The organism is Paenibacillus sp. J22P218, from assembly GCF_056269195.1.
The window spans coordinates 93,828-107,037 of sequence record NZ_JBWDNL010000006.1; the positions used below are offsets into that span (position 1 = coordinate 93,828).

At 50.7% G+C, this 13,210-nt stretch carries 12 protein-coding genes and 1 riboswitch; of the genes, 3 read left to right on the plus strand and 9 right to left on the minus strand.

Annotated features, from left to right (window positions below):
• Nucleotides 1-20: 20 nt before the first annotated feature.
• A riboswitch (cyclic di-AMP (ydaO/yuaA leader) is annotated at nucleotides 21-195 on the minus strand.
• A 247-nt stretch (nucleotides 196-442) separates the two neighbouring features.
• Nucleotides 443-2,077: a lysostaphin resistance A-like protein gene (locus AC0YN0_RS24050; protein ID WP_475823547.1), complete on the plus strand. Its 1,635-nt coding sequence runs from the start codon at nucleotides 443-445 to the stop codon at nucleotides 2,075-2,077.
• Here AC0YN0_RS24050 and uvrC read toward each other — a convergent pair.
• The gene (uvrC, locus tag AC0YN0_RS24055; protein ID WP_475823548.1) at nucleotides 2,043-3,938 is read right to left on the minus strand and encodes an excinuclease ABC subunit UvrC; all 1,896 of its coding nucleotides are present in this window, start codon (nucleotides 3,936-3,938) and stop codon (nucleotides 2,043-2,045) included. The genes AC0YN0_RS24050 and uvrC overlap by 35 nt on opposite strands.
• 204 nt (nucleotides 3,939-4,142) lie before the next feature.
• On the opposite strand from uvrC, the gene AC0YN0_RS24060 reads away from it, so the two are divergent.
• Nucleotides 4,143-4,289 carry a YqzM family protein gene (locus AC0YN0_RS24060; RefSeq protein ID WP_337098051.1) on the plus strand — a complete coding sequence of 49 codons (147 nt, stop codon included), beginning with the start codon at nucleotides 4,143-4,145 and terminating at the stop codon, nucleotides 4,287-4,289.
• 129 nt (nucleotides 4,290-4,418) lie between these two features.
• Here AC0YN0_RS24060 and AC0YN0_RS24065 read toward each other — a convergent pair whose 3' ends face one another.
• The 7 genes from AC0YN0_RS24065 to AC0YN0_RS24095 all read right to left on the minus strand — a co-directional run bounded on the left by AC0YN0_RS24065 (nucleotide 4,419) and on the right by AC0YN0_RS24095 (nucleotide 11,176).
• Nucleotides 4,419-4,658 carry a YezD family protein gene (locus AC0YN0_RS24065; RefSeq protein WP_475823549.1) on the minus strand — a complete coding sequence of 80 codons (240 nt, stop codon included), beginning with the start codon at nucleotides 4,656-4,658 and terminating at the stop codon, nucleotides 4,419-4,421.
• 52 nt (nucleotides 4,659-4,710) lie between these two features.
• A complete protein-coding gene (gene cysW, locus AC0YN0_RS24070; protein WP_475823550.1) occupies nucleotides 4,711-5,577 on the minus strand; it encodes a sulfate ABC transporter permease subunit CysW in 867 nt (288 codons plus the stop codon).
• A 63-nt stretch (nucleotides 5,578-5,640) separates the two neighbouring features.
• Complete coding sequence (gene cysT / locus AC0YN0_RS24075; RefSeq protein ID WP_442051749.1) at nucleotides 5,641-6,474, minus strand: sulfate ABC transporter permease subunit CysT; 834 nt, start codon at nucleotides 6,472-6,474, stop codon at nucleotides 5,641-5,643.
• A gap of 34 nt (nucleotides 6,475-6,508) precedes the next feature.
• Nucleotides 6,509-7,633 carry a sulfate ABC transporter substrate-binding protein gene (locus AC0YN0_RS24080; RefSeq protein WP_337098055.1) on the minus strand — a complete coding sequence of 375 codons (1,125 nt, stop codon included), beginning with the start codon at nucleotides 7,631-7,633 and terminating at the stop codon, nucleotides 6,509-6,511.
• A 636-nt stretch (nucleotides 7,634-8,269) separates the two neighbouring features.
• Nucleotides 8,270-9,226, minus strand: a complete 957-nt coding sequence (gene dnaI / locus AC0YN0_RS24085; RefSeq protein ID WP_475823551.1) for a primosomal protein DnaI — start codon at nucleotides 9,224-9,226, stop codon at nucleotides 8,270-8,272.
• A gap of 17 nt (nucleotides 9,227-9,243) precedes the next feature.
• Nucleotides 9,244-10,770 (minus strand): replication initiation and membrane attachment family protein, encoded by a 1,527-nt coding sequence (locus AC0YN0_RS24090; RefSeq protein WP_475823552.1) that lies wholly within the window; start codon nucleotides 10,768-10,770, stop codon nucleotides 9,244-9,246.
• Between the two features lie 115 nt (nucleotides 10,771-10,885).
• Complete coding sequence (locus tag AC0YN0_RS24095; protein WP_337098059.1) at nucleotides 10,886-11,176, minus strand: YuiB family protein; 291 nt, start codon at nucleotides 11,174-11,176, stop codon at nucleotides 10,886-10,888.
• A gap of 164 nt (nucleotides 11,177-11,340) precedes the next feature.
• On the opposite strand from AC0YN0_RS24095, the gene hemQ reads away from it, so the two are divergent.
• Nucleotides 11,341-12,087 (plus strand): hydrogen peroxide-dependent heme synthase, encoded by a 747-nt coding sequence (gene hemQ, locus AC0YN0_RS24100; protein WP_442051746.1) that lies wholly within the window; start codon nucleotides 11,341-11,343, stop codon nucleotides 12,085-12,087.
• An 83-nt stretch (nucleotides 12,088-12,170) separates the two neighbouring features.
• Here hemQ and AC0YN0_RS24105 read toward each other — a convergent pair whose 3' ends face one another.
• Complete coding sequence (locus AC0YN0_RS24105; protein WP_475823553.1) at nucleotides 12,171-13,154, minus strand: phosphotransferase; 984 nt, start codon at nucleotides 13,152-13,154, stop codon at nucleotides 12,171-12,173.
• Between the last annotated feature and the right edge of the window lie 56 nt (nucleotides 13,155-13,210).

Consider the following 13,210-nt stretch of genomic DNA (forward strand, 5'->3'; position numbering starts at 1 on the left):
CTCAAGTGCTCATGAAGATGAGTCCTGTTCCAATACGCCTACGAGGTTAGCTGACGGATTCGGGCCTGGACAGGCAGCCCTATTCAATCGCCTGAAGCTGCGCTCCGGCAATGTAGAAATTCACCCCATGCCGCCGGATGCCCGGCAACAATTTGGTTCCCCCGTTTTCCTAAGGAAATTCGGCTGTGCTATTCATTTGGTATGACGATAACGATTATAAGCCCAAATACGTCTCTGCATAAAGCTCCCTTTTCTCACATTAGAGGCTATATTCGACCAAAAAGACGCAGTTATGCGCTTCACCTTGCCCTACACTTCATGAACATCGTTATTTCGCGGGATTATGAAAATAAAGACCTAGTTTCAATGGATAATTCAGGGAACGTTGTGATATGGTAGTATAGTATGCTTCATCCTACTCCTATACGCATGAGGTGAACTGATGATCGATTCAATTAAGCACAAGGAATGGAAGCGTTACATATGGGCAGCCGTTATTTGTCTTCTCATTTACATGTTCGTCGATATCGTCCCGCTAATAAAGGCTAGCTCTTCAGATGAGCTAGGCGGCAGAGCCATTAGCAAAGCACAAGCGGAGCAGGCAGCCGCGTCGTTCGCCGAGAAGCTCGTAGGACGAGAAGTGGACTCCGCCAAGGCCGTCCATCAATCCGACAAGCTTATGAACGGCTACCTAACGCGCGATGAGCTGTCAGAGGCGTATGCCGATCAATACGATAAACAATTCCCAACCGATACGTACCAAGTCGAGGTGGACTTTGAAGGGGCAGGCGGCAAAGGATTTGTCTACGTCCATATGCAGACTGAGCGTATCGTGGCCTGGAATCTGCATGGCGGCGAGCCTGTTCAGGACGACAATCCGGAAATCGATAAGCTGAGCATCGCGTTGCTCGAGAAGCAAGGGTTCCGTGCAGAGGAGCTTGCAAGCGGAGCGGCCTATCCGAACGGCGAGTGGGGAGTTAGCCCAAGCGACCATTCGATCGGCGAATCGAAGCTGCAAGTGACGATTGCCGTAAGCTTGATTGATGGCAATCCCGTCATGACGAAATACAAGCCAGCCTTCATTGCGCCGGCTGAGTATAGGGACTATGTGAAAGCCCAAGACAAGTGGGCGCAATTCATGACCGGCTTCGGCTACTTCCTCATGAGCTTCATCCTGTTCGTCCTTGCAGTCATCTACGCCGTCCTTTACCGAGGACATACGTCCTTCAAGCGAGGAATCGTACTCACGATCATTTACTTCGTTACGTATGTCATCATTAATATGAACGTACTCGACGGAGTTAGAGCATCGCTTGGCGAAAACGAGCTCGGCGGTCAGACGATTCTGATTACCGCCATATTCACCGTCCTATTGTCTATTCCGATGGCCGGCTCGATCTATATCTCGCTTGTGGCGGGCGACGGCTTGTGGAAGGCGCAAGGACGCTCCTTATGGCCGCGTTTCGGCCAGCCTGGGTACGGAACGTACGTGTGGCGCAGCATGGGGCTTGGCTACTGCTTCGCTGCTATTCTGTTCGCGCTGCAGGCGGCCATCTTCATCGGCTTGAAATTCACGATCGGCACATGGTCGACCAGCGACGTGACGCAATCGCCATACAACATGAGTTATCTATGGCTCATGCCCGTGCTGGCTTGGGCGGCAGCTATATCCGAAGAAGCCGTATTCCGATTCTTCGGCATCGGCCTGTTCCGCAAATGGTTCAAAAATACGTTCGTGGCAGCCATTATTCCAACCGCATCATGGGCGCTCGGCCACGTCATGTACCCGCTATACCCGTCGTCGACAAGGCTCATCGAGCTAATGATTATCGGGCTGATCTTCAGCTTCATCTTCGTCAGATACGGCTTAATTACGGCGATGTTCACGCATGCGATATTCAACAGCGTCGGCGTAGCGCTTACTATTGTTACCGTCGGCTCGGCGTTCGATATCGCATCAGGCATCTTCTTCGTTATTTTGCCGATTCTAATCGCTTATGGGATTAAGTATTTGGATGACAAAAAAGAGAAGAAACCGCCGATTACGACGATTCCTCCTCATTTAGAGCAGCAATAATTTGACCAGCCAGCTTTTCCCCGATAGAGAGAGGCCTGAAGTCTTCGACGGAGGCCTCTTTTATTTTGCGGATCGAGCCAAAATGCTTGAGCAGCAGCTTGCGCCGCTTCTCGCCAATGCCGGGGATCAAATCGAGCTTGGATTCGACCATCGACTTGGCGCGCTGCTCGCGGTGGAACGAGATCGCGTATCGATGCACCTCGTCCTGTATGCGCTGAAGGAGATAGAACTCCTGACTGTCGCGCGGCAGAGGCACAACCTCCGGCGGATCGCCCGTCATGAGCTGCGCCGTCTTATGCTTCGCGTCCTTCACGAGGCCGCAGACCGGAATAGATAAGCCAAGCTCGTTCTCCAGCACGTCCAGAGCGGCCGATATTTGCCCTCTGCCGCCGTCGACGACGATTAGATCAGGCGGCATCAGCTGCTCCTTAAGAACGCGCTCATAGCGTCTGCGAATGACTTCGCGCATCGTTTCGTAATCGTCGGGTCCTGTTACGGTCTTCACCTTATATTTGCGGTACTCTTTCTTGTCCGGCTTGCCGTCCGTGAAGACGACCATCGCCGATACTGGATTCGTCCCTTGAATGTTCGAGTTGTCGAACGCCTCGATGCGGTGCACCTCGGCTAATCCTAACCAATCGGCTAGCGACTCGGACGCCTTCACGCTGCGTTCCTCATCACGGGCGATCAATCTGAACTTATCCTCAAGCATTACCTTCGCATTCTCCATCGCCATAGATACGACTTCGCTCTTGCGTCCGCGCTGCGGCATGAGCACCTTCACCTTAAGCCAGCTGTGCAGCGAAGCCATCACATCATCCGCACGGGAGCCTGCAGCCGCTTCTTCGGATTCGGCGTCACCTTTCAACGAGGCCGCAGACGGTTGCTCCTCAGCTTGCTCCAGCTCTGGAGGCAGCGGCAAGAAAATTTGCTTGGGCAGCGCTGGATTGTCGCTATAATATTGCGTGACGTACGTCATGAAGTCATCATACTCTTCGCCGTAATAAGGGAATGTCGACGCGTGACGCTCGATCATTTTGCCATGGCGCATATACAGAATTTGAACGCACATCCAGCCCTTCTCCACGGCATAGCCGAATACGTCGCGGTCAAGCGCATCGGAGAGCGTAATTTTCTGCTTCTCCATAACAGCCTCGATCGCCACGATCTGATCGCGGAATTCCTTTGCCCGCTCGAATTCGAGCTCCTCGGCTGCCGCTTCCATCTTCCGCTGCAGCTCCGCCTTCACGACATCCTGGCCGCCGCCGAGGAAACGGGTAATTTCCTGAACCATCGTGTCGTAGGACTGCTGTTCGACCTCGTACTCGCATGGAGCGAGACATTGACCGAGATGATAATATAGACATACTTTGTCCGGCAGCGTCTTGCACTTCCGCAGCGGATAGATCCGCTCCAGCAGCTTAAGCGTCTGCTGGGCCGCATAAGCGTTCGGATAAGGGCCGAAGTACTTCGCCTTATCCTTCACGACACGCCGCGTCACCTCTAGGCGCGGATGCTTCTCGCTCGTTATTTTAATATAAGGAAACGTCTTGTCATCCTTTAGCAACACGTTATAGCGCGGATGATATTGCTTGATGAGATTGCACTCCAGAATGAGTGCCTCCATATTGCTGCCGGTCACGATAAATTCGAAATCGCGTATTTCCGAGACGAGACGCTGCGTCTTCCCGTTGTGGCTGCCGTTGAAATAGGAGCGCACGCGATTCTTCAATACTTTCGCTTTGCCTACATATATAATGACGTCGTCGCCGTTCTTCATCAGGTAACAGCCCGGACCGTCGGGAAGCAAGGCTAGCTTGTTTCGTATAAGTTCTTTTGCTGCTATTAACTGCTGATCCATGCTTGCACCTCCGATAGCCATACAATCCTGTTCACATTTTAGCATAAACGGGCATGATTTTGTCTCATATTTGTCACGACTGGTTGCTTTACAATTGTTCGACTGTTTCGGTATACTAATATAAGTTGAAATAGCCGATACTGTAGGAGACGACCGCTTGCGGCTGTCGCTGCAGCATCCGGTCTTTCAAGGAGGACGTCTACGATGGAAAACGTAAGAGATCCGCGCGAGCACTTCAATGAAGAACCGCGCCACGACTTGATGGACGTCGTATTCGGCTTTGGCGGCATGCTCGGTTTCATGACCGTAGTATTCGCTGTAGCTGTTATCGTTAAGTTCATCATCTCGTAAAACATTTAAGGGAGGATAGGCCGCTTGGCTTATCCTCCTTTAATATGTAATTGCCGACATACAAACAAAGAGCTTCGATACCATGGCTAAGCTAGCCTTAGGAATCGAAGCTCTTCTTCTTGAATTGGGCTATTGAACAATTCGCAAGCCGTCACTAGCTGCTGCGTTGTTATCGCGGCTTTTGGTCGACTGCTGCTCGGATTGATTTTGCTTCGAAGAGGGTTGATCGTATCGTGTGCGTTCCAATCGATCAATCTGTACGATTCGGCCGTCATGAACGGTAATCGTAACATGCCCGTAGTGCAATCCGCCGACCTGCTCCGCAATTCGCTCCAGCCACTGTTGATCTACTTCCAACGGTTTCGCCATAATGAATCCCTCCAATTAAATTATAAATAATGTGCTGCTGCCGCCTTGTTGATTAATGAGAAGACGACGACTTCCACTCTACGATGCTCTTCACGATCAACGTGATGACCGCGAGCATGACGAGCAGAGAAGCTACGGCGAATGACGCCGAAAACTGGTATTCGTTATACAAAATTTCGATATGCAGCGGGAGCGTGTTCGTCTCTCCGCGAATGTGGCCGGAGACGACGGATACGGCACCGAACTCGCCCATCGCGCGAGCATTACAGAGAATGATGCCATAGAGCAAACCCCACTTAATGTTCGGCAAGGTGACTCGCCAGAAGATTTGCCAACCTTTCGCGCCAAGACTCGATGCCGCTTCCTCCTCTTGCACGCCTTGAGCTTGCATATGGGGAATAAGCTCCCGCGCTACGAATGGTACCGTTACAAAAACCGTTGCGAGCACGATGCCCGGCAGCGCGAAAATGATCTTAATGTCGTGCTCGCCCAGCCAAGGACCAAGGAAGCCTTGTGCTCCGAACAAGAGCACGTAAACTAAACCAGATATGACAGGCGATACGGCAAACGGCAGATCGATCAGTGTAATAAGTATATTTTTGCCGCGAAAACGGAACTTCGTAATCGCCCAGGCCGCCGCAATACCGAATACGGTATTTATTGGTACGGCGATCAGTGCCGTTGTAAGTGTCAGCTTAAGCGCCGACATCGCGTCCGGATCCGTAATGGAGTCGATATAAACGCTAAAACCTTTCTTGAGTGCTTCTACGAATATCGATACGAGCGGTAGTAGAACGATAAGACCCAAAAACAGCAGCGCGATCGTAATCAATATCCAGCGAACCGGCCCGGATTCCGTAACATGCTTCGGGCGTTTGGACGCTTCTTTGTCTAAATGAACGGTAATGGCACCAGCCATGCTTGACTCCTCCTCATCCGTTTTGGTGGTTGGTCGTCTGTTGCCGAGGAAGCGATCACTCGCTTATCTCGCAACAGTCCGCCGATTCATTCGCCATTGCAGCAAGTTGATGACGAGAAGCATAAGGAACGAAACGATCAACATCACCAACGCAATCGCTGTCGCGCCTGCGTAATCGTATTGTTCGAGCTTCGTCATAATGAGCAGCGGCGTAATCTCCGTCTTAAGCGGCATATTGCCGGAGATGAATACGACTGAACCATACTCGCCAATCCCCCTAGCGAATGCCATCGCGAACCCTGTTAACATCGCTGGCATAAGCTCGGGCAAGATGACTTTCCAAAACGTGCGGAGACGGTAAGCTCCAAGCATAACTGCGGCTTCTTCCGTTTCTTTCTCTAGATCTTGCAGTACCGGCTGCACCGTCCGTACGACGAACGGGAGGCCGATGAAGATTAACGCAATCGTAATACCGATTGGCGAGTACGCGACCTTGATACCGAGCGGCGCCAAGTAGGAGCCGATCCAGCCATTGGGAGCATAGATCGCGGTTAAGGCGATCCCCGCTACCGCGGTCGGCAGTGCGAACGGCAAGTCGACTAAGCTGTCGATGAGCTTTTTGCCGGGAAAACGATACCGTACCAGCACCCATGCAATAAGCAAGCCGAACACCAGATTGACAAGTCCGGCGAAGAAAGCGGTCAGGAAGCTTACACGGTAAGAGGCGAGAACCCTCGCACTCGTTACCGTCTTCCAGAACTCGGGCAAGCTCAGCTCGAACGTCTTGAACAATACGGCGCTAAGCGGGATCAGGACGATAACGCTTAGATAGAAGATGGTAAAGCCCATCGATAAGCCAAAACCCGGCAAGACATTACGGGGCTTGGAACCTTTCATGTGAAGTCAGCTCCAGTCGTATAGGGATCAAGCATTAAGAACCTGGTGTGTAGATTTTGTCGAACACGCCGTCGTCTGCGAAATGTCTCTCTTGCGCCACTTTCCAGCCGCCGAAGTCTTTATCGATCGTAAGCAATTCAAGGTCTTTGAACGTATCTTTGTATTTAGCAAGAATCTCTTGGTTTATTGGACGGTAGTAGTTTTTCGCTGCGATTTCTTGACCTTCATCGGAATAGAGGTATTTCAAGTAAGCTTCGGACACTTCGCGCGTATCGCGTTTGTCTACAACTTTGTCTACTACTGCTACCGGAGGTTCAGCCAAGATGCTTAGGGACGGATATACGATTTCGAATTTGTCCGGGCCAAGCTCGTTGATCGACAGGAACGCTTCGTTCTCCCAAGCTAGCAATACGTCGCCAATACCGCGTTCTACGAAAGTTGTTGTTGAACCGCGTGCGCCGGAATCCAGAACCGGTACGTGCTTGAACAATTCAGCTACGAACTCTTGCGCTTTCGCTTCGTCGCCGCCGTTTTGTTTCAGCGCGTAGCCCCATGCCGCAAGATAGTTCCAACGTGCGCCGCCGGATGTTTTCGGGTTCGGCGTAATGACTTCCACTTTGTCTTTAATGAGGTCGTTCCAGTCTTTGATGCCTTTCGGGTTGCCTTTGCGAACGAGGAATACGATCGTCGACGTGTATGGAGCGCTGTTGTGCTCGAACTTCGTTTGCCAATCTTTATTGATCAGACCCGGTTCAACAATAGCGTCGATATCGTAACCAAGTGCAAGTGTTACTACGTCTGCTTCAAGTCCGTCGATAACGGCGCGGCCTTGTTTACCGGAACCGCCATGCGATTGCTTGATTGTTACTTCTTGGCCCGTCTCTTCTTTCCAATGTTTCGCGAAAGCTTCGTTGTATTCTACATAAAGCTCGCGAGTAGGGTCATACGATACGTTAAGCAGTTCAACCGGCGGCTTAGGCTCTGCCTTCGGTTCTTCAGTAGCGGCATTCGTTGCTGCCGGCGTGTCCGTTGCTGCATTTGCTGGTTTATTTGAAGTTGTATTCGTGTTGTTGTTGCCGCCCGATTGGCCGCAAGCCGCGAGTACCAACGATAATGCGAGAATAATAAGGACCGAACGTACATGAGTAATCTTTTTCATAAATGATTGCACCCCTTTTTATTGTTCTTCACAGGCCATGACAACGCGTCATGAGCGATTAGGTGTCAACTCCGGTGGTCCGGTCGCAAAACAATTAATTCCTACCTGTTTAGTTGGTTATGGGAGAATTCTACCAGCGCAACCCTAATACTGTCAATAGGTTATTTCAAAAAAAATAATGCGGTACATAAGATCGGCTTATAAGAGGACTTAACAGTAAGGGATACTTGCGGTTGGATGGCATGCAGGCAAGGCATCCATAGTTGACGACGCGGGGCAACGTCTCCGTTGAGGGGATAACACAAAATCGTTGCGCTAAGACGTGAAACGACGTGTATGAGTGAAATAGCGTAATAATGTTGCGCTATTTACTCGAATATGGTGTGTTTGAGCGAAATAGCGAAACAAACTTTCGCTATTCTCGCTGCTGGTGGCTGGAGCAGCTACCTTTGTGCTCAGATGATGTGGAATAGAGCAAAATGGTTGCGCTATTTGATCGAATATGGTGTGTGTGTGCTTAAATAGCGAAAGGTTTTTGTGCTATTTCGGTCGTAAGCGCGATTTGCCTCAGCCTCCCAACATAAAAAAGCCTTGGTCAGCAGATAGTCATATCTGCCAACCAAGGCTTTGCCTGTTCTATTTGCGACCGCGCTTATTCTCGCCAGTAACCATGACTACTTCGACGTAAGGCTTAATCCGGTCCATGATCCGCTGCCCCTTATGGAGCTCCTCGCCGTCTTTGCTGGTGAAGCTGAAATGCTTCTCGAGCGCATCGAGCTCGTAATTGGACGTGTAGAAGGTTGGCTTGCGCTCCATCCGGTAGTTAAGAATCGCTCCAAGCACATGATCCCGCACCCATGGATTCAAGTTCTCCGCACCAATATCGTCGAAGATCAGAAGGTCGGTCTCCTTCATCATCTCGACGGTCTCCTTCAGCTTGCCAGGCTCATGCATAAGCGATTTCAAATCCTCGACGAAGTCAGGCATATAGACGATAACGCCCGAATGGCCTTGCTTCGCCAGCTCCTGAAGCATGTAACACATAAGGAATGTTTTGCCCGTTCCGAATCGGCCCGAGAGGAACAGCCCCTCCTGCTGCAGGCCATGCTCCTTCGTACGATCAATGTATCGCAGCAACTGCCCGACTGCCTTCGCCCGTTCCAGGTCGTTCGTCAGTATCTCGTCGGACGAGTAGCCGCGGCGAAGCGCCGCGTCGTCCACATAGAAGCTGCGTATGCGGCTGCGAATCTTCTGCTCGCTTTCGCGGGCAACGAACTTCTTGCAGGCGACCTTGCGGTCATACAACTGCACGCTATCGTTCACCGTCTCCGAGCTAAGCAACGTATAATGGCCTTCGAAGTCGTTCGGACAACGATCCAGCCCTGGACAATTGGTGCAGTTGCGATATTCCGTTACATATTGGTATACGCGGTTCAGGTTCAGACGGATCGCCCGTTCGTCGAGCTCCGGATATCTCACTAGAAGCTTCTCTACGAGCGGATCGGCCATTAGCTCGTCCATCTTCTCCTTCGCCTGTTCCGTTATCGACCTGCCTGTCGGCCAAGCTTTCAACAAATCGCCTAGCGATTCCATCCTCCGTCACCTCGTCTCTATGATTTGCCGTCGATCTTGCGGGCTAGCTTGCGCAGCTCCTCCAGTTCATCAGCCGATACTTTAGCTCCCGGCTGTCCATCTTGAACGATCGGAATCGATGGCTTGCGGGAAGTACCGCCGCCGCCCCTGCTTCCTCCGCGGCCGCTGACGCTTCTCGTTCCGCCGCTGTAGCTGTTCGCCGCTACCTTGCGGCGTTCCTTATCCTGCTCAACCTGCGCTTGCTCCCGAACGTATTGAACCGCCTTCTCGAAGCTGTCGATCTGCTGCATCAGCATATTGGATGCAACTGCATCGAGAAACGCCTTTGTCACGCGCTGAGCATCATTCGCGCCAATAACATAATGAATGAGGACATTAATAACGGGGGCTGCAAGCCGGTAGTTGAGATCGATACGCTCGAACACACGATCGATCCATTCCGGAACCGCTCCCGGGAAGAAGCGCTGCAAGAACCGCGTATGAGGCTCGTTGCGCATAAGCATATTATATTGATGAATATCACAGCGCCCGAGCAACTGGCTCGGCACCTGCAAATAAAATTCCTCATTAACCGCGATTTCCTCGTCAGGCTCTTCAGACTCCTCATCCGACCTTGAGGCTGCTTGCGAACGCGCGATAACACGCTGACGATCGCCTTCCCGCTTCTTATCTTGCCGGTAAAGCGAGTTGGCCCGAAGCTGAAGCTCGTCAATCTGAAGCTCACCGTTCGAATCGAATATGCCGTCCTCGTCAAGCAAACGGCATATATCAACGACGCTTAAGCTGTACTTGTAAGCGACGTAATTCACCTGGGCAAGCTGCTCGTTATCGTTACGCAGACGCTCAACGAATCGGCGATTAGCGGAGTTGCGCGGGAAACGCAATATGATCTCGCCATACGCGATACCCGCCGTCTCCAGCTGCGGTCTCGGCGCGGCTTGCCTTGCGGGAGCAACCTCAGTTAAAGCCTGCTCCAGCTCGTCATCCACCGATTGCATATTAAGCTTGAATAGCTCATAGAACGGTACGGAAATGTTCTCTTTGGTCAATTGCGCGCTTGCAAGCTCATCCGGTTCATTAGCTCCGAACGACTCTCGCAGCGAAATAACCGCATATTTACCGATCTTGTCACGAAGCAGCATCGTCAGATGCATGTTGCGGAAAAACTCAGCAGGAGACAACGGCTCAGACAGCTCGTATTCATAAATAACATCGGCATTATCAGGCATTCCTAGCCGGGAGGTCTGAAGCAATCCGACAGCCTCAAGCTTCGAAGCTTGCTCGATCAAGTGCTTCCTGCTTCTTTCATTCATCTCAAGTCCTAATCCAAGAAACAACTTGCGCTGGGGCTCAAGCGCCGAGAAACCAGATAGTCCATCAGCAATTCCGTGATAAAGCTGCTGGTACAATGCCACGGCAAAAGCACCGATCATCGGCTGATAGATCAGCGATAGCATTTTGTAATCCAAGCTGCTCAGCGAAAAATCACGAAATATGTAATAACGGTGGTGTTCCGTATAATGCAATATATTATTGATGCGCATTGCACCGACTCCATCCCAAACTTACTTTCTATCATTTTAGCACAAATCCCGCTCAGAAGGTCGAGTCGAAAAATAGAAAAATCCCCCGAACGAGGGATTTCTGTGAATATAGCAACTAGAACATTTTGTAGCCGCCTCTGCGCAAAGCGCGTATGGCCCAGCCGCTTATGTACGCGCCTACGAGCGCACCGATAACGGGAATATAATCGAACACGGTGTAATCCGCAAAATTCTGAATCGTCGTCTTAGCCGAAGCGTCCCATGGAGCCCATATGCCTAACGGAATAATTCCGATTATGAACAAGTATAATGGAAACCACGTTGTCTTAAGCAGCATGTTCAATATAAAGCCGATTCCGAACAACATGACCATAAAAAGCACGGTCGCAATAACTAGTTGAAGCATCTCAGACTTCCCCTTTCATACTCTCGTTTCCTAGTTTAAATAATGGCAACAGGGAAGTCAATTAGCGATGGACAAATGTCACAAGACCGCCATTTGCTCTGCTAAGAGTGATTACGATACAATGTTAGAAGTCAAGCCTAAATGGAGAGGAGCTTTTATCTATAATGAGTGAAGCCGCACAAACACTAGAGGGCTGGTATGCCCTGCATGATTTCCGTTCGATCGATTGGACCGCTTGGAGGCTCGCTGGAGAGGCTGCGAGAGCGAAGGCGCTCGATGAGCTTCAATCTTTCTTGAGCGAGTGGGCTGCAACAGAAGAAAGCAAGCAAGGCAGCACGGCCGTATACAGCATCGTAGGCCAAAAAGCTGACTTCGTTCTTATGCACCTGCGCGAGACGCTTGAAGAGCTGAATGCGATCGAAACGGCGTTCAACAAAACATCGTTCGCTAGCTTCACCAAACCTGCTCATTCCTATGTCAGCATCGTTGAGCTGAGCAACTACATGGCGCAGCCCGGCAGCGACCCGATGCAAAACCCGGACATCATCGCCAGACTGAAGCCTACGCTTCCGAAAGCGAACCATATCTGCTTCTACCCGATGAACAAACGCCGCGAAGGCAACGACAACTGGTACATGCTCAGCATGGACGAGCGCCGCACGATGATGCGCAGCCACGGCATGATCGGCCGCCAATACGCGGGCAAAGTGAAGCAAATCATTACTGGCTCGGTCGGCTTCGACGACTGGGAATGGGGCGTAACGCTGTTCGCAGACGACGCGTTGCAATTCAAGAAGCTTGTCTACGAGATGCGCTTCGATGAAGTTAGCGCGCGCTTCGGCGATTTCGGCGATTTCTACGTCGGCAACCTGCTCGACAGCAGCAAGTTCGCAGCACTGCTCAGCATCTAGACTCTTTTTCATAAAAAACCGTCTCCAGGCTTTAGACCTCGTGAGACGGTTTTTTTAGTAGGTTTCTATCCTGCTAGATAGCGCTAGATAGCGTTATTCTCCAAACTATCCAGAACACTCTTCATATTGTAAGTATAGATCGCCTCGGCGAACGTCTTGTTTGGAAACCCGCGCTGCAACAGCTTAAGTCCACCCGAAGCGCATGAAATATGATGGTGCAGCCGATAAAATCTCATTCGATCAGGATCAAGATTTCTCCCGCTCAAATAACGATTGTAAACATCGCCAAAGCGAAAAGCCAAAAAGCTATGCTCATGCTCAATGTCATGAAACGCCGCTCCTTCGATATCGATCAAATACGGCTCAAGCTTTTCGTTTACAAGCACATGATCTGGACCTAACTCGCCATGGATGAAGCCATACGTCCCCCTCCCGGCTATTCTCGTCTCCAGCTTATGAATAAGGTTAATGATCATCGTTTCCTTCATCTTTATCTCTTCCGAATGCTTCACAAGGTAAGACAACTGTTCCTTGGCGTTGCGAAGTTGTATATAATGACACGGATCCGCTCGATCCAGCTCACTAACTAAATTTCCGTATGACTTGCGGTTAACTGCATGCATACGTTCAAGTAATTCCTTTATTCTTGAGAAAACGACCTTCTGTTCAATCGCATCTGACGACATATACGCTTCAGCGTTGTGCCCCTGTACGTATTCGACGTAAGCATATTCAAAGGGATACCGAGCTTTATCCTTGCTCATGTAGTAGAGTTTAGCCGTTCGAACACCAATTCGACCTAGATAGTCGTTGTTCAACTCGAACAGATCACTTCCGTACGAGCGATCATCCTCGGCATTATCTCTTATTTCGTCCTGAAAATAATTGCTCGCCATATCCCATACGTACAGCATGCACGCAAAACCGTTCTGGCATTCGATCTTGTAAACAACCTTTTGCGCGCCCCCGTGCATTTTCGCCACGCTGCGTACCAAATAGCTGTTCCCGAATACGGACCTCATATCTCGTTCCAAATCTTCGAGCGATAAGTGACATCCTTCCACCATTTGCGTATCCGCCTCCTACACCTATTTGCCGGCCGGCAACCCAACTTTATACAATT